A 19,743-nucleotide genomic window follows, 5' to 3' on the forward strand; every position below is an offset into this window, starting at 1 on the left:
CATCATCGCGGAGTGCAGGTAATACCGCGTCGCTTGTGTCGCGGGCAAGCCCGCACATGCTGTAAGGATTAGATTGTTTTCACAAGGACGCCTGTCTTTGCGGCATAAGGACCGCCCGGCATGCGGCCCTGCACCTTTGCCCGTGTAGCAGGTAAACTTCGCCCCCTGCGCAGGAGCAACCATGAATTATCGTCACGCCTTTCACGCCGGCAACCACGCCGATGTCTTCAAACACCTGACCTTGACCCGCCTCATCGCCTTGATGTCGCGCAAGGAGCAGCCGTTCGCCTACCTCGATACCCATGCCGGGATCGGTCTGTACGACCTGCAGGGCGATCAGGCCAACCGCACCGGTGAATACCTGGAAGGCATCGCCCGTCTGTGGGGCAAGAGCGATCTGCCGCCATTGACCGCCGACTACATGCGCGTGCTGCACGAGATGAACCCGGATGGCCAGTTGCGCTACTACCCCGGTTCGCCGGAGCTGGCACGCCGCCTGACCCGCCCCCAGGACCGCGTGCTGCTCAATGAAAAGCACCCGGAAGACGGCGTGCTGCTCAAGGACAACATGAAGGGCGATCGTCGCGTCAAGGTTCACCTGGGCGAAGGCTGGCATGTGCCACGCGCGTTGCTGCCGGTGCCGGAAAAGCGTGCGCTGATGCTGATCGACCCGCCGTTTGAACAGCTCGACGAAATGCAGCGCTGTGCGGCGTCGCTCAAAGAGGCGGTCGGCCGCATGCGCCAGACGGTCGCAGCGATCTGGTACCCGGTGAAGGACCAGCGCATGCTGCGCCGTTTCTACCAGGACCTGGCCGGCACCGGTGCGCCGAAGCTGCTGCGCGTCGAATTGCTGGTGCATCCGTTGGACACGCCCAACACCCTGACCGGCTCGGGCCTGGCGATTGCCAACCCGCCGTGGGGCTTGGAAGAGGAGTTGCGTGAGCTGCTGCCGTGGCTGTCCAAGCAATTGGGCCAGACCCAGGGCGGGTGGCAGATGGATTGGCTGATTGCTGAGTAACCGAGTCTGGCGCAGGCCCATGTGGGAGGGGGCTTGCCCCCGATAACGGTGTGTCAGTCCATACATCTGTACCTGATACATTGCTATCGGGGGCAAGTCGAACCGTCGCACCGCCCCTCCCACATTTTTTTAGATCGGGCAGGTCACGCCTGTACCGCCAATCCCGCAATACCCCTGCGGATTCTTCGCCAGGTACTGCTGGTGATACGCCTCGGCAAAGTACACCGTCGGGGCCTCGTCGATTTCCGTGGTGATGGGGCCCAGGCCAGCCTTGGTCAGCTCTTGCTGATACGCCTGCGCACTGGCCTGCGCCGCCGCCAATTGCTCCGGCGTGGTGGCGTAGATCACTGAACGGTACTGGCTGCCGATGTCGTTGCCCTGGCGCATGCCCTGGGTCGGGTTGTGCAGTTCCCAGAACATCTTCAGCAAGTCTTCGTATTTCACCTTGGCCTGGTCATACACCACCAGCACCACTTCGCTATGGCCGGTCAGGCCCGAGCAGACTTCTTCGTAAGTCGGGTTCGGCGTGTAGCCGCCGGCATAACCGACCACGGTACTGACTACGCCATCGCGCTGCCAGAATTTGCGTTCTGCGCCCCAGAAGCAGCCCAGGCCGAAGATCGCGAAGCCGACGTCGTCGAGGAACGGGCCGAGCAGCGGGTTGCCGTTGACGAAGTGCGTCTCCGGCAGCGTCATCGGGGTTTCGCGGCCAGGCAAAGCTTGTTCTGCAGTAGGAAGCACGTTTTTGTTCACCAGAATTTCCGAGCGCAAGACCATGAGCAGTCCTCTCGTCAGGTTGAGTTAACAGTAAAGAATCAGACAGCCAGTGTGCCCGAGTGTTACAGCGCTGTCAGGCGATTGGCCCGCGAGGGTAGCGTTTAAGCTTCTCGAGCAGCTCTGAACCGGGGATGGGCCGGTCGAACAGATAGCCCTGGCCGACGTCGCAACGGTGCCGACGCAGGAACGCCAACTGCTCGGCGGTCTCGATGCCTTCGGCCACGACCTTGAGCTTGAGGTTGTGGGCCATGGCGATCACGGCTGAGGTGATTTCCATGTCGTCCTGGTTGTCCGGGATTTCGTGGATAAAGCTGCGATCGATCTTGATGATGTCGATCGGGAATTTTTTCAAGTAGCTCAGCGACGAGTAACCGGTGCCGAAGTCGTCCATGGCCAGGGTCAGGCCCAGGCTTTTCAACTGGTCCAGTTGCAGACGGGTGTCCTCGGTGGCCTCCAGCAGCAGGCCTTCGGTCAACTCAAGTTCGAGCAGGTTGGCCGGCAGTTCTTCTTCCTTGAGGATCGAGGCAATCGAGGCCACCAGGTCCGGGTCGGAGAACTGTTTGGGCGACAGGTTGATCGCCACCTGCAGGTTGCCCAGGCCGGCGGCGCTCAGTTGCTTGCTCATGCGGCAGGCCTGGCGGGCGATCCATTTGCCGATGGGGATGATCAGGCCGGTTTCTTCGGCCACGCTGATGAACTGGTCGGGGCGGATCATGCCCTTTTCCGGGTGGTTCCAGCGCAGCAGCGCCTCCATGCCCAACAAGCGGCCACTGCGCAGGCACAGCTTGGGCTGGTAGAACACGTCCAGCTCGTTCTGGGTCAGGGCGCGGCGCAGGTTGTTTTCCACGAACAGTTTGTAGCTGGCCTCGGCGTTCAACGCTTCGGTAAACACTTGTACCTGGTGTTTGCCGTTGGCTTTGGCCTTGTGCAGGGCCAAGCCGGCGTTGCGCATCAGGGTTTGCGGGTCGCGGCCATGCAGCGGCGCGCAGGCCAGGCCCACGGAGCCGGTGACGCTGATCAATTGGTTGTCGACGAACATCGGCTTGTCGAGGGTCGCCAGCAGTTGGCTGGCAACGAGCTGGCCGCTCTCCAGGTCGGTGTCGTCGAGCAATACCGCAAATTCGTTACTGGCAAAGCGCGCCAGGCTGCCACCGGCGCTGAGGCTGTTGCGCAGGCGCCGGGCCAGGCTGATCAGCAGCTTGTCGCCGGTCTGGTGGCCGAGGCTGTCGTTGATCCGCTTGAAGTTGTCGATGTCCACCAGCAACAGACAGATCGGGCTGTCGCTGTCGCGGGCAAAGCGTTCGTCGAGGTTGCGGATAAACGCCGGACGGTTGCCCAGGTTGGTCAGGTTGTCGGTATAGGCCAGGCGCTCGATGCGCTGCTGGGCCAGCTTGGTCTGGGTGATGTCTTCGTAGATGCCGATGTAGTGGGTCAGCTCGCGATTGTCGCCATAGACCTTGGAGATCGACAGCTGGCCCCAATAGGGTTCCAGGTTCTTGCGTCGGCTCTTGAACTCGCCCTGCCAGCTGTTGCTCTTGGCCAGGCTCGACGGCGCGTCGAACAGCAATTCGCTGAGGTTTTCCAGCGCGGGCAATTGCGCCAGGCGATGGCCGTGGACCTCTTCGGTACTGTACTGGGTGATCGCGGTAAAACTGGGGTTGACGTACTCCACCACGCCATCGCAATTGACCAGCAGGAAGGCGTTGGCGCTTTGTTCCACCGCGCGCTGAAACAGGTGCAGGGCGCTGGTGGCGGTACGACGGTTGTGATTGTTGATCACTTGCGCGAACTGATCCGCCAGCTCGCCGGCAAAGGCGATCTCGTCGGACTGCCAGACGCGTGTGCAGCCGCTTTGTTCCAGGCACAGCACACCCACGACCTGGCCATCGACACGGATGCTCGCGTCGAGCATTGCATACACGTCGTTGGCCTGCAGCGATTCGGCCATTTCGCGGGTGCGTGGGTCGCGCATGACATTGGTAGCATCGATCGCCCGGCTGGTCTGCAGGGCTTCGAGATAGTCCGGAAAGCCACTGGCGTCAATTGGCTCAGGCAAGTGGTGGCGCTGATCGGCGCGCTGGTACGCCGAAATCGGCACCAGGCGCTGGCCTTCGAGGTTCCAGATGCTGGCGCAATCGATCTGGTAGATATCGCAGGCGCTGCGGGTGATCAGCTCGGCGGCTTCCTGCAGCGAATTATTCGTGGTGTAGCGCTGGCGTGCGAGCAGCAGGATCAGCTCTTGCTGGGCGCGTACCCGTTCCAGGTGCAGCAACTGTTCCTGTTGCGCGCGCTGGTTGAGTTCCAGGGCGATCTGCAGGCGGCTGTTCTGGCTTTCCAGGTCTGCTGTCGGCGCTGTCGACGGGATCTCGCTGAACAGGCCGTCGACCACCATCAGGTAGCCCCGCAGCAGGTGGCGATTGTGTTGTTTGTAGGCTTCGCCCAGTTCCAGCAGGCTTAGAGGGCCGTCGTTGGTGTGCAGGGTGTAGCGCACCAGGTAATGAGGGCTCTCGGCCAGTTGCTGCTGGATGGCATCGTGCAGTTGATAGCGCGCCTGTGGCTCCATCAGGCTGGCGTAGGGCGAGCCGATCAGCGCGCACAGTTCAACCGCCGGCAGGCCGAATTGGCGCTCGCAATTGGGGTCTAGGTAGAGCAGGGCCCAGCTTGCCTCATTCAGCCGCTCGAAACGCAGCATACCGAGGCGCGAAGGCACCGGTAATTGCGTCACTACCTCGGCCGCCGTCCGGGCGACATCGGGTTGGCTTTTCATGGGGAAGCTCACTTGAAAAAACGCACTCGGCGCCGGGCTCACGCCCTCTTTACTGTTGCCTGCAGCAAGGTTGCATCATGCAGCCCAGGCTGACAAGAGAGGATGAAGGCTAAGTGCTATAAGGGTTATATCGGCTACGCGGTCGATTTCTGCAATCGGGGTGATAGGTGGTGTACAACCCTGTTTTTACTGTCCAAGAAACGCGCAAAAAAAGCCCCGCCAAGTGGCGGGGTTGAGGTACGAGCGTGGCGCTCGGAAATCGATGCAATCGGGCCTCCCTCGTGCAAGGGAGGCCCGTCGCGGCTTACAGCAAGATGGTGCGGATGTCGTTCAGCAGTTGGCTCAGGCGCTGGGTGAAGCGTGCCGCCGCGGCGCCGTTGATCACGCGGTGATCGTAGGACAGCGACAGTGGCAGCATCAGCTTCGGCTGGAAGGCTTTACCGTCCCATACCGGCTGGATGGTCGCCTTGGAAACGCCCAGGATCGCCACTTCCGGCGCATTGACGATTGGCGTGAAGCCAGTGCCGCCAATGTGGCCGAGGCTGGAGATGGTGAAGCATGCGCCCTGCATGTCGTCCGCGGTGAGCTTCTTGTCGCGGGCCTTGGCAGCCAGCGCAGCGGCTTCGGCAGCCAGTTGCAGCAGGCTCTTCTGGTCGACGTTCTTGATGACCGGTACCAGCAGGCCATCCGGGGTGTCGACGGCAAAGCCGATGTGAACGTACTTCTTGCGAATGATCGCCTTGCCGCTTGGCGCCAGCGAACTGTTGAAGTCCGGCATCTCCTTGAGCAGGTGCGCGCAGGCCTTGAGCAACAGTGGCAGCACGGTCAGTTTCACGCCGGCCTTCTCGGCCACGGCTTTCTGCGCAACGCGGAAAGCTTCCAGGTCGGTGATGTCGGCCTGGTCGAACTGGGTCACGTGCGGGATGTTCAGCCAGCTGCGGTGCAGGCTCGACGCGCCGATTTGCATCAGGCGGGTCATCTGCACTTCTTCGGTTTCGCCGAAGCGGCTGAAGTCCACGACCGGGATCGGCGGAATGCCAGCACCACCGGTAGCATTGCCGGCAGCCGGGGCTTCCTTGGCTTTCTGCATCATGGATTTGACGTAAACCTGCACGTCTTCCTTGAGCACGCGACCGTGCGGGCCGGTGGCCGTGACGGCGTTCAGCTCGACGCCGAACTCGCGGGCCAGTTGGCGCACGGCAGGGCCGGCGTGAACCTTGGCACCGCTTCGTGCCGGTGCCGCCGCCGGGGCCGGTGCGGCCTCGGCGTTTGCGGCAGGCGCTGGAGCTGCGGCGGCCGGTGCGGCTTCAGCCTTGGCAGCCGGCGCAGCGGCCGGTGCCGGGGCAGCAGCCGACGCAGCGCCTTGGACTTTCAGCTTGAGGATGAAGTCGCCAGTGCCGACTTCGTCTTCCAGCTTGACCGCGATGCTTTCCACCACGCCGGCAGCCGGCGAAGGGATTTCCATGGAAGCCTTGTCGGACTCCAGGGTGATCAGCGACTGGTCGGCTTCGACGGTGTCGCCGACCTTGACCAGCAGTTCGATGATCTTGGCCTTGCCCGACGAGCCGATGTCCGGGACATGAATGTCCTGGATGGTGGCTGCGGCCGGTGCGGCAGCCGGGGCCGCAGGGGCCTCGGCAGCAGCAGGTTTTTCAGCCGGCGCTGGCGCCGGTGCTGCCGCGGCAGCTGGAGCAGGGGCCGCAGCGGCGGCGCCCTCGATTTCCAGCTCCAGCAGTTCGTCGCCTTCTTTCAGGCGATCGCCCAGCTTCACTTTCAGGCTCTTGACCACGCCGGCCTTGGGAGCAGGGATTTCCATGCTCGCCTTGTCCGATTCCAGGGTCAGGATGCTCTGGTCGGCTTCGACGGTGTCGCCGACCTTCACAAACAGCTCGATTACTTCACCTTCACCGCTGCCGATGTCAGGTACGCGAATGAGTTCGCTCACAAAAAGTCTCCTCAGCAGTCCAGTGGGTTGCGTTTTTCCGGGTTGATCCCGAACTTGACGATGGCGTCAGCCACCACCTTGGGTTCGATCTCACCGCGGTCAGCCAAGGCTTCCAGGGCTGCCAACACCACAAAGTGACGGTCGACTTCGAAGAAGTGACGCAGCTTCTTGCGGCTGTCACTGCGGCCGAAACCGTCGGTGCCCAGGACTTTGAATTCCTTGGACGGGACCCACTGGCGAATTTGTTCAGCAAACAGTTTCATGTAGTCGGTGGATGCGATCACCGGACCTTTACGGCCAGTCAGGCATTCTTCGACGTAGCTCAGCTCAGGCTTCTGACCTGGGTGCAGGCGGTTGTTGCGTTCTACGGCCAGGCCGTCGCGACGCAGTTCGTTGAAGCTGGTCACGCTCCACACGTCGGCGCCGACGTTGAATTCGTCACGCAGGATCTTCGCCGCTTCACGCACTTCGCGCAGGATGGTGCCGGAGCCCATCAGTTGCACGTGATGCGCTGCTTCCTTGGTGTCTTCTTCGAGCAGGTACATGCCCTTGATGATGCCTTCCTCGACACCGGCCGGCATGGCAGGTTGCTGGTAGGACTCGTTCATCACGGTGATGTAGTAGAAAACGTCCTGCTGCTCCTGGGTCATCTTCTTCATGCCGTCCTGGATGATCACCGCCAGCTCATAGCCGTAGGTTGGATCAAAGGTGCGGCAGTTCGGAATGGTGGCCGCCAGGATGTGGCTGTGACCGTCTTCGTGTTGCAGGCCTTCGCCGTTCAGCGTGGTGCGGCCGGCGGTGCCGCCGATCAGGAAACCACGGGTACGGCTGTCGCCTGCTGCCCAGGCCAGGTCGCCGATACGCTGGAAGCCGAACATCGAGTAGAAGATGTAGAACGGCAGCATCGGCTGGTTGTGGCAGGAGTACGACGTACCGGCAGCGATGAAGGAGCTCATGGCGCCCGCTTCGTTGATGCCTTCTTCGAGGATCTGGCCCTTCTTGTCTTCCTTGTAGAACATCACCTGGTCTTTATCGACTGGCTCGTAGAGCTGGCCGACGGAGGAGTAGATGCCCAACTGACGGAACATGCCTTCCATGCCGAAGGTACGGGCTTCGTCCGGGATGATCGGCACGATGCGCGAACCGACTTCCTTATCCTTGACCAGCTGCGCGAGGATCCGCACGAAGGCCATGGTGGTGGAGATTTCACGGTCGCCCGAGCCGTCGAGGATGGCCTTGAGGGTATCCAGCGCCGGTGTTGGGATGTTGACGCTCTTGGCACGGCGCTGTGGCACGAAACCGCCCAGTGCGGCACGACGCTCGCTCAGGTAGCGGGCTTCGGCGCTGTTCGGCTCTGGCTTGAAGAACGGCAGGTTTTCCAGCTCTTCGTCCTTGACCGGGATGTCGAAGCGGTCGCGGAACAGCTTCAGGCTGCCGACATCGACTTTCTTGGTGTTGTGCGCAGTGTTCTTCGCTTCGCCGGCACCGGTGCCATAACCCTTGATGGTCTTGGCCAGGATGACGGTCGGTTGTTCTTTGTGGTTGACCGCTTCGTGGTACGCCGCGTAGACCTTGTACGGGTCGTGGCCGCCACGGTTGAGTTTCCAGATCTCGTCGTCGGACAGGTCGGCAACCATCGCCTTGAGTTCAGGCGTGTTGAAGAAGTGTTCACGCACGAACGCGCCGTCTTTGGCCTTGTAGTTCTGGTACTCGCCGTCGATGACTTCGTCCATGCGACGTTGCAGGATACCGTCGACGTCCTTGGCCAGCAGTGGGTCCCAGAAACGGCCCCAGATGACTTTGGTCACGTTCCACTGAGCACCGCGGAACACGCCTTCGAGTTCCTGGATGATCTTGCCGTTGCCGCGAACCGGGCCGTCGAGGCGCTGCAGGTTGCAGTTGATGACGAAGATCAGGTTGTCCAGCTTCTCGCGGCCGGCCAGGGAGATGGCACCCAGGGATTCCGGCTCGTCGCACTCGCCGTCGCCCAGGAAGCACCAGACTTTCTGCTTGCCTTCGGGGATGAAACCACGGGCTTCCATGTACTTCATGAAGCGCGCCTGGTAGATCGCCTGGATCGGGCCCAGCCCCATGGAAACGGTCGGGAACTGCCAGAAATCAGGCATCAGCCAAGGGTGCGGGTAGGACGACAGGCCCTGGCCGTCGACTTCCTGGCGGAAGTTGTTCATCTGTTCTTCGCTGATGCGACCTTCCATGAACGCACGGGCGTAGACGCCTGGCGAGGTGTGGCCCTGGAAGTAGATCAGGTCGCCGCCGTGTTCGTCGGTCGGGGCCTGGAAGAAGTAGTTGAAGCCGATGTCATAGAGCGTTGCGCTGGAAGCGAAGCTGGAGATGTGACCGCCCAGGTCAGAATCTTTCAAGTTCGTACGCATTACCATCGCCATGGCGTTCCAACGTACCAGCGAGCGAATGCGGCGTTCCATGAACAGGTCGCCAGGCATGCGTGCTTCGTGGGTAACAGGGATGGTATTGCGATATGGCGTGGTGATGGCGTAGGGCAGTTGCGAGCCGCTGCGGGTCGCGAGTTCGCCCATACGGGTCATCAGATAGTGAGCACGGTCTTCGCCTTCTTTGTCGAGAACCGATTCCAGGGCGTCCAGCCATTCCTGGGTTTCGACGGGATCGAGGTCTTGCATGGCTTGCTCCAGGGCGGAAAGGCTACCAGAATCGGTTGCCTGAAGTTTGCGACTGGCCTTGTGGGCAGACGACATAAATTCTTGGATGGCCGGAGGTTGCTCCGGCGTCCTGTAGTTTTACTACAAATCGTCGGCCATTTCAGCCTTTCGAATGTATATACGAGTAGTAAAACTACACAAGACTGAGCGGATTGCTCGGTCCGTTAGGTGAGCATAATCGTTATTGTTGATCTTTTGCGAAGAAGAAAAGGTAGAAATTTAATGTTACCTGCCAAAATTTATGAATTTTCAGCTATTTCTAACTTTTGTTCGACAGTCATTCATCGCGCCTGCCTCCTGCGTTCACCACAACAAGGCCTTTACGCGCCGTTCAAGGATAGACCATGAGCCTTCCAACGCTGGCCGAGCTGCCGGCCGTTCTCTTGCCGTTCGCCATTCGGGCCGAACAGTCATTCCGTGACGCAGTGGCCGCGCTGGACGACGATCATGGCCTTTCTGAATGGACGCCGCAACGCTGGGCCGATTTCGCGCGGGTGTGCGCGGCCAGTGATTTCGTGATTGAACAGAGTGTTCGTGACCCGTTGATGTTGCTCGAACTGGTCGCCTGGGGCGAGTTGGACCGTGGCTTTGCGCCGGGCGAGCTGTGCGGGCAGATCGCCGGTGCCGTGCAACAGGCTGAAACAGAAGATGAGTTGGGCCGCGTGCTGCGCCGCCAGCGTACCCGCCAGCAAGTCCGCATCATCTGGCGCGACCTGACCCGCCAGGCGGATCTGGTGCAAACCTGTCGCGACCTCTCCGACATGGCCGACGCCAGCATCGACCAGGCCTACCAGTGGCTGTACCAGCGCCATTGCGCGCAGTTCGGCACGCCGACCGGGCGCCGCAGCGGTGAGCCGCAGCAGATGGTGATCCTCGGCATGGGCAAGCTCGGCGCGGTGGAGCTGAACCTGTCATCCGACATCGACTTGATCTTCGCCTACCCCGAAGGCGGCGAGACGGTGGGGGTGAAGCGCGCCCTGGATAACCAGGAGTTCTTCATTCGCCTGGGGCAAAAACTGATCAAGGCCCTCGACCCGATGACCGTCGACGGTTTTGTCTTCCGTGTCGACATGCGCCTGCGGCCTTACGGTTCGGCGGGCGCGCTGGTGCTCAGCTTCAATGCGTTGGAACAGTATTACCAGGACCAGGGCCGCGACTGGGAGCGCTACGCCATGATCAAGGCACGCGTGGTAGCCGGCGATCAGGTGGCCGGTGCGCAACTGCTCGACATGCTGCGACCGTTCGTCTACCGCCGCTATTTGGACTTCTCCGCCATCGAAGCGCTGCGCACCATGAAGCAGTTGATCCAGCAGGAAGTGCGGCGCAAGGGCATGGCCGACAACATCAAGCTCGGTTCGGGCGGCATCCGCGAAGTGGAATTTATTGCCCAGGCGTTCCAGTTGATCCATGGCGGGCGCGACCTCAGCCTGCAGCAACGGCCGTTGCTCAAGGTGCTGGGCACCCTGGAAGGCCAGGGCTACCTGCCGCCGGCGGTGATCGCCGAGTTGCGCGATGGCTACGAATTCCTGCGTTACACCGAGCATGCGATCCAGGCGATTGCCGACCGCCAGACCCAGATGCTGCCGGACAGCCCCGAAGACCAGGCGCGCATTGCCTTTATGCTCGGCTTCGCCGATTGGGCCGCGTTCCATGAGCGCCTGATGTACTGGCGTGGGCGGGTAGACTGGCACTTCCGCCAGGTGATCGCCGATCCGGATGAAGAAGACGGCGAAGAAAGCGAATTGGTCGTCGGTGGGGAATGGTTGCCACTGTGGGAAGAGTCCCAGGACGAAGACGCCGCCTGCCGCCAACTGGCCGAAGGTGGCTTCACTGACGCGCCCAAAGCGCTCAAAGCCTTGGCCGGCCTGCGCGGCAGCCCGCAATTGCGCGCCATGCAGCGCCTCGGTCGCGAGCGCCTGGATGCGTTTATCCCGCGTCTGCTGGCGCAGGCCGTCGAGCACGCCAACCCGGACCTGGTGCTGGAGCGCGTCTTGCCGCTGGTGGAAGCCGTCGCCCGGCGGTCCGCCTACCTAGTGTTGCTCACGGAAAACCCCGACGCCCTGCGGCGCCTGTTGACCTTGTGCGCCGCCAGCCCGTGGATCGCCGAACAGATCACCCGCTTCCCGCTGCTGCTTGACGAATTGCTCAACGAAGGCCGCTTGTTCAAGCCGCCGTTGGCGCCGGAACTCGCCGCCGAACTGCGCGAACGCCTTACGCGTATCCCCGAAGACGACCTTGAGCAGCAGATGGAAGCGCTGCGGCACTTCAAGCTGGCTCACCGCTTGCGCGTGGCCGCCTCGGAAATCGCCGGCAGCCTGCCGCTGATGAAAGTCAGTGATTACCTGACCTGGCTCGCCGAAGCCATCCTCGAACAAGTGCTGGCCCTGGCCTGGCGCCAGACCGTCGCCCGCCACGGCGCGCCGCAGCGGTTGGATGGCAGCGTGTGCGATCCTGGATTCATCATTGTCGGTTATGGGAAAGTCGGCGGCATCGAATTGGGGCATGGTTCGGACCTGGACCTGGTGTTTATCCATGACGGCGACCCGCAGGCCGAAACCGATGGCGCCAAGCCGATCGACGGCGCGCAGTTTTTCACGCGCCTGGGCCAGCGGATCATCCACTTGCTGACCACCCAGACCAACTCGGGGCAATTGTATGAAGTGGACATGCGCCTGCGGCCGTCGGGCGCATCCGGTTTGCTGGTGAGTTCCCTCGGCGCCTTCGCGCGCTATCAGGAAAACGAAGCCTGGACCTGGGAACATCAGGCCCTGATCCGCGCGCGGGTGTTGGTGGGCAGCCAGGACGTGGGCCGCGCCTTCGAGCAGGTGCGGGCCAAGGTGTTGGGCCGTGAACGCGACCTGACGAAGCTGCGCCAGGAGGTCAGCGAGATGCGCGCCAAGATGCGCGATAACCTCGGGACCCGGGCCACGGCGGCCGGTACCGGCGCGAATGCCTTCGAACCGACGGTGGCGTTCGACCTCAAGCAGGACGCCGGAGGTATCGTCGATATTGAATTTATGGTGCAATACGCCGCTTTGGCATGGTCTGCGCAACATCCATCGTTGCTGCGCTACACCGACAATATCCGCATTCTGGAGGGCCTGGAGCAGGTCGGGCTGATGCCCGCCGCCGATGCCCATTTACTGCGCGAGGTATATAAGGCCTACCGTTCCGCGGCGCACCGCCAGGCTTTGCAGAACGAAGCCGGTACGGTGGCCGGGGATCAGTTCGCCGACGAACGGCGCCAGGTGATGCGAATCTGGCAGGCGCTGGGGTTAAGCTGACACTCGATTAAATGAGCGACGCCAATCTAATGTGGAAACCGGCTTCATGTGGGAGCAGGCTTGCTCGTGATGCAGGCGCTGCGGTCTGTCTAGCGGACCGCGGTGATGCTATCGCGAGCGAGCCCGCTGCCACACAAAGTGCGATCTACAGTAATCATCGAGGCGGGGAGGCGTAAGCCTCCCCGCATCGTTTGTGGAAACTACATGAATATTCTGATCGTTGGGCCCAGCTGGGTCGGTGACATGGTGATGGCGCAGACACTGTTCCAGTGCCTCAAACAACGTCATCCCGACTGCCAAATCGACGTGCTCGCCCCTGAGTGGAGCCGGCCGATCCTTGAGCGCATGCCGCAAGTGCGCCAGGCCTTGAGCTTCCCGCTCGGCCATGGCGCCCTCGAACTGGCGACCCGCCGTCGCATCGGCAAATCCCTGGCCGGGCAGTACGACCAGGCGATCTTGCTGCCCAACTCGATGAAATCGGCGCTGGTGCCGTTTTTCGCCGGCATTCCCAAGCGCACCGGCTGGCGTGGCGAGTTTCGCTACGGTCTGCTCACCGACGTGCGCAAGCTCGACAAGGCGCGCTACCCGCTGATGATCGAACGCTTCATGGCCCTGGCCTACGCGCCGGGTGCCGAGTTGCCGACGCCGTATCCGCGCCCGAGCCTGCAGATCGACCCGATCACCCGCGACGCGGCCCTGGCCAAGTTCAGCCTGGCCCTCGACCGTCCGGTGCTCGCGCTGTGCCCCGGTGCCGAGTTTGGCGAGTCCAAGCGCTGGCCGTCGGAGCATTACGCCAAAGTCGCGGAGACGAAGATCCGCGAAGGCTGGCAGGTGTGGCTGTTCGGCTCGAAGAACGATCATGCGGTGGGTGAAGACATCCGCCAGCGCCTGATCCCCGGCCTGCGCGAAGAAGCGGTGAACCTCAGTGGCGACACCTCGCTGGCCGAGGCCATCGACTTGCTGTCCTGCGCGGATGCGGTGGTGTCCAACGACTCCGGGCTGATGCACGTCGCGGCGGCGCTGAACCGCCCGCTGGTCGCGGTGTACGGCTCGACCTCCCCAGGGTTTACCCCGCCGTTGGCCGACAAGGTCGAAGTGGTGCGCCTGGGCCTGGAATGCAGCCCGTGTTTTGACCGCACCTGCCGTTTCGGCCACTACAACTGCCTGCGCCAGTTATTGCCGCAACCGGTCAACGAAGCCTTGCAGCGGTTGCAGGGCACTGTGGTCGAGGTTCACTGAGTTGCGGGTACTGGTAATCAAGACCTCATCCCTGGGCGACGTGATTCATGCGTTGCCGGCACTGACCGATGCGGCGCGGGCGATCCCGGGCATTCGATTCGACTGGGTGGTGGAAGAAGGCTTTGCCGAGATCCCCACCTGGCACCCGGCGGTGGACAAGGTGATCCCGGTGGCGATTCGCCGCTGGCGCAAGAACCTCTGGCAAACCTTCAAAAGTGGCGAATGGCGGCGCTTCAAGCAGCGTATCCAGTCAACCAAATACGACCTGGTGATCGACGCCCAGGGCCTGCTCAAAAGCGCCTGGCTGACCCGCTACGTGCGCGCCCCGGTGGCCGGGTTTGACAAAAACTCGGCGCGTGAACCGATCGCGGCGCGCTTTTATTCGCGGCGCCTGGCCGTGGCCCGCGGGCAGCACGCGGTGGAGCGCCTGCGCCAGCTGTTCGCCGTGGCCCTCGGCTATGACTTGCCCAAGGCCCTGGGCGACTACGGCCTGAGCGTCGACAAGCTGCTCGGCCTGCCGCCGAAAAAGCCGTTTGTGTTGTTGCTGCACGGCACCACCTGGGACACCAAGCACTGGCCCGAAGCCTACTGGCGCGAGCTGGCCGAGCGCATGGGCCGCCTGGGCGTGGACGTGAAGTTGCCATGGGGCAATGCCGCCGAAAAGGCCCGCGCCGAACGCCTGGCCCTGGGCCTGGACAACGCCGAGGTGCTGCCCAAACTGAACCTGGCCGGCGTCGCCCGCGTGCTCGCCGGCGCCCGCGCCTGCGTTGCGGTGGACACCGGCCTCGGGCACCTGGCTGCAGCCCTGGACGTGCCGACCATTTCGCTGTTCGGCCCCACCAACCCCGGCCTGACCGGCGCCTACGGCAAGAGCCAGATTCACCTGGCCAGCGACTTCCCGTGTGCGCCCTGCCTGCTGAAACAGTGTACCTATCAACCCACGGCCGACGATCTGCGTCGGTTCGACATCAAGCGCGAATCGCCCCTGTGCTTCACGCGGCTGAACCCTGAGCGTGTGGCGAGCCGGCTGAGCACGTTGTTACTGGCCGAGGAGATGCACTGATGCAACTGGCGTTTGTTCTGTACAAGTATTTTCCGTTCGGTGGCTTGCAGCGCGACTTCATGCGTATCGCCCTGGAGTGCCAGCAGCGCGGTCATCAGATCCGTGTCTACACCCTGATCTGGGAAGGCGATGTACCGCCCGGTTTCGAAGTGCTGGTGGCGCCGGTCAAGGCGCTGTTCAACCATCGCCGCAACGAAAAACTCTACGCCTGGATTCAGGCCGACCTGGCCAAGCGCCCGGTGGACCGCGTGGTCGGGTTCAATAAAATGCCCGGGCTGGACCTGTACTTCGCCGCCGATGGCGTGTTTGAAGACAAGGCACAAACCCTGCGCAACCCGATGTACCGCTGGTTCGGCCGCTACAAACACTTTGCCGAGTACGAGCGCGCCGTTTTCGAACAGAGCGCCAAGACCCAGATCATGGTGCTCTCGGCCCATCAGCAGGAATTGTTCACGCGTTACTACGGCACCCAGGCGCAGCGCTTTCATTTGCTGCCGCCGGGCATCGCCCGTGACCGGCGCGCGCCGCCGAATGCCGCGCAGATCCGCGCACAGTTTCGCGATGAGTTCGGCCTGGCCGAGGACGATTTGCTGTTGGTGCAGATCGGTTCCGGCTTCAAGACCAAGGGCGTCGACCGCAGCCTCAAGGCTGTGGCCGCATTGCCGTCGGCGCTGAAGAAACGTACCCGGCTGTTTGTAATCGGCCAGGACGACCCCAAAGTATTCCAATTACAGAGCGCCGCACTGGGCCTGGGCGAGCAAGTGCATTTCTTCAAGGGGCGCAGCGATATTCCGCGCTTTCTGCTGGGGGCCGACCTGTTGATCCACCCGGCCTACAACGAAGCGGCCGGCATGGTGCTGATCGAGGCGGTTGTCGCCGGCCTGCCGGTGCTGGTGAGCAAGGTCTGCGGTTATGCCTTCTATATCGACAAGGCCGGCAATGGCCGGGTGTTGGACGAGCCGTTCGAACAGGCTCAACTCAATCAATACCTGGTCGATATGCTCGACGATCCACAAGCGCGCGCGACCATGAGTCGCAATGGTCTGGCCTTCGCCGAGACGGCCGACCTCTATAGCATGCCGCAGTACGCTGCGGACCTGATCCTGGCGGAGCCGAACCGATGAAGTTGATGCTTGCCGAACCGTTCAAGACCCTTTGGGCCGGACGCGATGCGTTCGCCGAAGTCGAGAAGCTGGACGGCCTGGTGTACCGCGAACTCGATGCCCGTCGTACCTTGCGTACAGAGGTCGAGGGCCGCGGTTATTTCGTGAAGATTCACCGTGGTATCGGCTGGGCCGAAATCCTCAAGAACCTGATCACCGCGAAGTTGCCGGTATTGGGCGCCGGCCAGGAATGGCGGGCGATCCAGCGCTTGCAGCAAGTCGGCGTGCCGACCATGACCGCCGTGGCTTATGGCGAAAAGGGCAGCAACCCGGCCGACCAGCATTCGTTTATCGTCACCGAAGAGCTGGCGCCCACCGTCAGCCTCGAAGACCTGAGCATGGACTGGCTCAAGCAACCGCCATCGCCAGTCATCAAGCATGCGCTGATCGCCGAAGTGGCGCGCATGACCGGCATGATGCACCGCGCCGGGGTCAACCATCGCGACTGCTATATCTGCCATTTCCTGCTGCACACGGACAAGCCGCTGGTGGCCGATGATTTCAAGTTGTCGGTGATCGATCTGCACCGTGCGCAGGTACGCTCGAAGATCCCGCTGCGCTGGCGCAACAAGGACCTGGCGGCGCTGTATTTTTCGGCGCTGGATATCGGCCTGACCCAGCGTGACAAGCTGCGTTTTCTCAAGGGCTACTTCCAACAGCCGTTGCGCCAGATTCTCGCCGAAGAGGCCGCACTGCTGCAGTGGCTGGAGCGCAAGGCGGCCAAGCTCTACGCGCGCAAACAACGTTACGGGGATGCGCTCTGATGGCGGGTTGGAACCTGGAACCCGCATACGCCGGCCTCGCGGATGATTTTGGAAGCCTTGAAGCGGTGTTCGCCCTGCAAGGCGAGCGGCTGACCCGCGACCCGCTGTCGGAAGTGATCCGGGTGGCGCGCGGCGGGGTCAATTATTACGTCAAGCGCTACGTCGGTGCCGGCAAGGGCCTGCGCCGCTACCTGGGCAAGCCGCGGGTGAAGTCCGAGTGGCAGAACCTCAAGCGTTTCGCCAAGTGGGGCATTCCCACCGCCGACGTGGTCGCCTGGGGCCTGGAGCGCAATGGCCTGGCCTACGCCCGGGGCGCGCTGATCACCCGTGAGCTGCCCAAGACCGAAGACTTGTCGGTGCTGGCCGAGCGCAGCGACGTGCGCCTCAAAGACCCCAAATGGGTCGATGCGGTCAGCCGCCAGCTCGCCGAATACACGCGTACCATGCACGATCATCACTTCACCCATAACGACTTGAAGTGGCGCAACCTGCTGATCGACGACCAGCACACCCTGTACCTGATCGATTGCCCCAACGGCGATTTCTGGCGCGGGTTCTGGCTCAAATACCGCATCACCAAAGACCTGGCCTGCCTGGACAAGGTGGCCAAGTATCACCTGTCGGCCACCCAGCGCCTGCGCTTCTACCTGCAATACCGCCAGCGCGCGCACCTGAGTGCGTCGGACAAACAGCGAATTCGCCATGTGGTGAAGTTTTTCGAGGGACGCGAATGAGTGATTTCCTGGCGGCCGAAGACCGCGCTCTGCTGGAGCGCAACGGTCTGGCCAGTTTCGATGCCCTGTGGGCCAAGCAACTGGACGCGGTGGACGAGCCGAACACCAGCCATGGCGGCTGGAGCAGCGTGTTCCGCCTGGAGCTCGACGGCCACGGCTACTACCTCAAGCGCCAGAGCAACTACCTCACGCGCAGCTTGCACCGACCGTTTGGCGAGCCGAGTTTTCCCGCGAGTTTCGTAACATCAGCCGTTATCGCGCGTTGGGTATCCCGGCCTTGCAGGCGGCGTTCTACGGTGAGCGCAAAGTCGCTGGCGAGCACCGCGCGATGCTGTTGACCCGCGCCCTGGACGGCTGGAATGACCTGGACTCGTTGCTCGAACAGTGGCCGCAACTGAGCGACGCCCAGCACCGTGCGATCCTGTTGGCCTGCGGCCAATTGGCGCGCCGCCTGCACGGTGTGGGACAGGTCCACGGGTGTTTTTACCCCAAGCATATTTTCCTGCAGGCCACCGGCGACGGTTATGCCGCGCAGTTGATCGACCTGGAGAAAACCCGTCCGTTGCTGTTTGGCTGGCGTGACCGGGTCAAGGACCTGGAGCCGCTGTTGCGCCGTGCGCCGCAGTGGTCGGATGCGCAAACGCGTCACCTGCTGGCGGCGTATCTGGAACAACCTGAAGACAGCCCGCTGGTCGCCACCTGGCAGCAGCGCCTGACCGCTCGCCGCAGCCACAAGGAGCACCGTTAATGCGTTTATCCGCGCTGAAGCAGGCCGGCCGCAGCCCAAGCCTGCCGCTGACCATCGAACTGGCGGACGCCGCAGGCCCTGGTCAATTGCAATTGCTCAGCCTGTTGCGCGTGTTGCCGGGCCAGCGCTATGTGGGCGCCGGTGTCTGGCGCGGTCGCGCGGTGTTGGCCAAGTTGTTGGTGGGCAGCAAGGCGGCGCGGCATTTTCAGCGTGAGCTCAACGGCGTGCGCCTGCTGGCCGAACAGGGCCTGACCACGCCGCTGCTGCTGGCCGACGGTTTGCAGGAAGGCGAGGGCGGTTGGCTGCTGTTTGAGTTTATCGACGGCGCCGAAAGCCTGGCCGATGCCTGGCAAGCGGTCGAAGGCCTGCCGCCGTTGGCCGATGAGCAGACCGCTGTGCTCGCCGAAGCGCTGGACGCGATCGCCCGCATGCATGCCAAGGGCCTGTGGCAGGAAGACCTGCACCTGGATAACCTGCTGCGCCAGGGCGGCAAGCTGTACCTGATCGATGGTGCCGGGATCTGCGTGGAACAGGCGGGCCAGCCGCTGTCGCGCAACCGGGTGCTGGAAAACCTCGGGGTGTTTTTCGCCCAGTTGCCGAAAAACCTCGCGCCGTTTACCGAAGAGTTGCTGGTGTATTACCTGCTGAGCAACGGCGAGCATGCGTTACCGCTCGAAGCCCTGGAGAAGCAGGTGCGCAAGGTCAGCGCCTGGCGCCTGAAGGACTTCCTCGACAAGGTCGGCCGCGAATGCACACTGTTCAGCGTGGTGCGCGGCGCGTTTGGCTTGCGGGCGATCCGTCGCGAGGAGGAGCGCGCGATGCTGCCGGTGCTGGAGCAGGCCGATGCCTTGCTCGACCAGGGGCATTTGTACAAGACCGGCGGTGCGGCCAGCGTGGCCAAGGTCGAAGTGGCCGGCCGGCCGCTGGTGATCAAACGCTACAACATCAAGGGCTTCGCCCATTGGCTCAAGCGTTTCTGGCGCCCGAGCCGCGCCTGGCATTCCTGGCGCGAAGGCAATCGCCTGGCGTTCCTCGGCATTGCCACACCCAAGCCGCTGGCCGTGCTGGAAAAGCGCTTTTTCTGGCTGCGCAGCCGCGCTTACCTGGTCACTGAATACCTGCCGGGGCCGGACATCATCGAGCGCTTCGCACCGTATGTGGAGCAGGGCGACGCGCCTGAAAACGAACTGCTGGCGCTGGACCACCTGTTCGCCGAGCTGATACGCGAGCGCATTAGCCATGGCGATTTCAAGGGCCATAACCTGTTCTGGCACGACGGCCGCTGGGCCTTGATCGACCTGGATGCGATGCGCCAGCATCGCTCCGACGCCAGCTTCGCCGCGGCGTTTGCCAAGGATCGCGCACGCTTCATGCGTAATTGGCCGCAAGGCAGTGCGCTGTATCAGGTCATCGATCAGCGTTTGCCGAAGGAAGTCGGCGGCGCCGGCTGACGGTCGAGCGGGTTTTTCAGGTAGGACGCGGTCAAGTGTGGGGGCGGGCTTGCAGGGGCCTGTCCCCCAGCAGCCAGTTGGCCTGCACGAACTG

12 protein-coding genes and 1 pseudogene are annotated in these 19,743 nt (G+C 62.7%); 9 read left to right on the plus strand and 4 right to left on the minus strand.

All coding sequences use genetic code 11. The features are described 5' to 3' along the window. Positions 1–181 precede the first annotated feature (181 nt). Positions 182–1,018, plus strand: coding sequence for a 23S rRNA (adenine(2030)-N(6))-methyltransferase RlmJ (locus tag ACP7E3_RS26285; RefSeq protein ID WP_017849812.1), 837 nt, complete (start codon positions 182–184; stop codon positions 1,016–1,018). 129 nt (positions 1,019–1,147) lie between these two features. Here ACP7E3_RS26285 and msrA read toward each other — a convergent pair whose 3' ends face one another. The 4 genes from msrA to aceE form a co-directional block, all read right to left on the minus strand. Beyond that, on the minus strand, positions 1,148–1,795 hold the full coding sequence (msrA, locus tag ACP7E3_RS26290) for a peptide-methionine (S)-S-oxide reductase MsrA (RefSeq protein ID WP_017849811.1): 648 nt from the start codon (positions 1,793–1,795) through the stop codon (positions 1,148–1,150). A gap of 73 nt (positions 1,796–1,868) precedes the next feature. Further along, positions 1,869–4,562, minus strand: a complete 2,694-nt coding sequence (locus ACP7E3_RS26295) for a putative bifunctional diguanylate cyclase/phosphodiesterase (protein WP_046384941.1) — start codon at positions 4,560–4,562, stop codon at positions 1,869–1,871. A 304-nt stretch (positions 4,563–4,866) separates the two neighbouring features. Beyond that, positions 4,867–6,507 (minus strand): dihydrolipoyllysine-residue acetyltransferase, encoded by a 1,641-nt coding sequence (gene aceF, locus ACP7E3_RS26300; protein ID WP_426124869.1) that lies wholly within the window; start codon positions 6,505–6,507, stop codon positions 4,867–4,869. A gap of 11 nt (positions 6,508–6,518) precedes the next feature. Then, on the minus strand, positions 6,519–9,164 hold the full coding sequence (gene aceE / locus ACP7E3_RS26305) for a pyruvate dehydrogenase (acetyl-transferring), homodimeric type (protein ID WP_046384939.1): 2,646 nt from the start codon (positions 9,162–9,164) through the stop codon (positions 6,519–6,521). Positions 9,165–9,547: 383 nt separating this feature from the next. Here aceE and glnE point away from each other — a divergent pair, with 383 nt between their 5' ends. The 8 genes and pseudogenes from glnE to ACP7E3_RS26345 all read left to right on the plus strand — a co-directional run bounded on the left by glnE (position 9,548) and on the right by ACP7E3_RS26345 (position 19,649). Beyond that, positions 9,548–12,487, plus strand: coding sequence for a bifunctional [glutamate--ammonia ligase]-adenylyl-L-tyrosine phosphorylase/[glutamate--ammonia-ligase] adenylyltransferase (gene glnE, locus ACP7E3_RS26310; protein WP_046384938.1), 2,940 nt, complete (start codon positions 9,548–9,550; stop codon positions 12,485–12,487). Positions 12,488–12,691: 204 nt separating this feature from the next. After that, positions 12,692–13,726: a lipopolysaccharide heptosyltransferase II gene (gene waaF / locus ACP7E3_RS26315; protein ID WP_201021750.1), complete on the plus strand. Its 1,035-nt coding sequence runs from the start codon at positions 12,692–12,694 to the stop codon at positions 13,724–13,726. Position 13,727: 1 nt separating this feature from the next. Continuing rightward, a complete protein-coding gene (gene waaC, locus ACP7E3_RS26320; RefSeq protein WP_017849805.1) occupies positions 13,728–14,789 on the plus strand; it encodes a lipopolysaccharide heptosyltransferase I in 1,062 nt (353 codons plus the stop codon). Next, positions 14,789–15,913, plus strand: a complete 1,125-nt coding sequence (locus tag ACP7E3_RS26325) for a glycosyltransferase family 4 protein (protein WP_046384935.1) — start codon at positions 14,789–14,791, stop codon at positions 15,911–15,913. The genes waaC and ACP7E3_RS26325 overlap by 1 nt, the downstream gene beginning before the upstream one ends. Beyond that, positions 15,910–16,716 (plus strand): lipopolysaccharide core heptose(I) kinase RfaP, encoded by an 807-nt coding sequence (gene rfaP, locus ACP7E3_RS26330; RefSeq protein ID WP_261753730.1) that lies wholly within the window; start codon positions 15,910–15,912, stop codon positions 16,714–16,716. The genes ACP7E3_RS26325 and rfaP overlap by 4 nt, the downstream gene beginning before the upstream one ends. Further along, complete coding sequence (locus ACP7E3_RS26335; RefSeq protein WP_046384933.1) at positions 16,716–17,450, plus strand: lipopolysaccharide kinase InaA family protein; 735 nt, start codon at positions 16,716–16,718, stop codon at positions 17,448–17,450. The genes rfaP and ACP7E3_RS26335 overlap by 1 nt, the downstream gene beginning before the upstream one ends. Then, a pseudogene (locus ACP7E3_RS26340) lies at positions 17,447–18,198 on the plus strand (lipopolysaccharide kinase InaA family protein). Before ACP7E3_RS26335 ends, ACP7E3_RS26340 begins: the two are co-directional and overlap by 4 nt. Further along, the gene (locus ACP7E3_RS26345) at positions 18,198–19,649 is read left to right on the plus strand and encodes a lipopolysaccharide kinase InaA family protein (protein WP_046384931.1); all 1,452 of its coding nucleotides are present in this window, start codon (positions 18,198–18,200) and stop codon (positions 19,647–19,649) included. Before ACP7E3_RS26340 ends, ACP7E3_RS26345 begins: the two are co-directional and overlap by 1 nt. The last annotated feature ends 94 nt before the right edge of the window (positions 19,650–19,743 follow it).

The sequence above is a fragment of the Pseudomonas sp. PSPC2-3 genome (assembly GCF_049898265.1).
GTDB classification, from domain to species: domain Bacteria; phylum Pseudomonadota; class Gammaproteobacteria; order Pseudomonadales; family Pseudomonadaceae; genus Aquipseudomonas; species Aquipseudomonas veronii.

Excerpts from the sequence above, each read along its gene's own strand:
- ACP7E3_RS26285 (WP_017849812.1), top strand. The coding sequence starts at position 182 with ATGAATTATCGTCACGCCTTTCACGCCGGCAACCACGCCGATGTCTTC.
- msrA (WP_017849811.1), bottom strand. The coding sequence starts at position 1,795 with ATGGTCTTGCGCTCGGAAATTCTGGTGAACAAAAACGTGCTTCCTACT.
- ACP7E3_RS26295 (WP_046384941.1), bottom strand. The coding sequence starts at position 4,562 with ATGAAAAGCCAACCCGATGTCGCCCGGACGGCGGCCGAGGTAGTGACG.
- aceE (WP_046384939.1), bottom strand. The coding sequence starts at position 9,164 with ATGCAAGACCTCGATCCCGTCGAAACCCAGGAATGGCTGGACGCCCTG.
- glnE (WP_046384938.1), top strand. The coding sequence starts at position 9,548 with ATGAGCCTTCCAACGCTGGCCGAGCTGCCGGCCGTTCTCTTGCCGTTC.
- waaF (WP_201021750.1), top strand. The coding sequence starts at position 12,692 with ATGAATATTCTGATCGTTGGGCCCAGCTGGGTCGGTGACATGGTGATG.
- ACP7E3_RS26325 (WP_046384935.1), top strand. The coding sequence starts at position 14,789 with ATGCAACTGGCGTTTGTTCTGTACAAGTATTTTCCGTTCGGTGGCTTG.
- rfaP (WP_261753730.1), top strand. The coding sequence starts at position 15,910 with ATGAAGTTGATGCTTGCCGAACCGTTCAAGACCCTTTGGGCCGGACGC.
- ACP7E3_RS26335 (WP_046384933.1), top strand. The coding sequence starts at position 16,716 with ATGGCGGGTTGGAACCTGGAACCCGCATACGCCGGCCTCGCGGATGAT.
- ACP7E3_RS26345 (WP_046384931.1), top strand. The coding sequence starts at position 18,198 with ATGCGTTTATCCGCGCTGAAGCAGGCCGGCCGCAGCCCAAGCCTGCCG.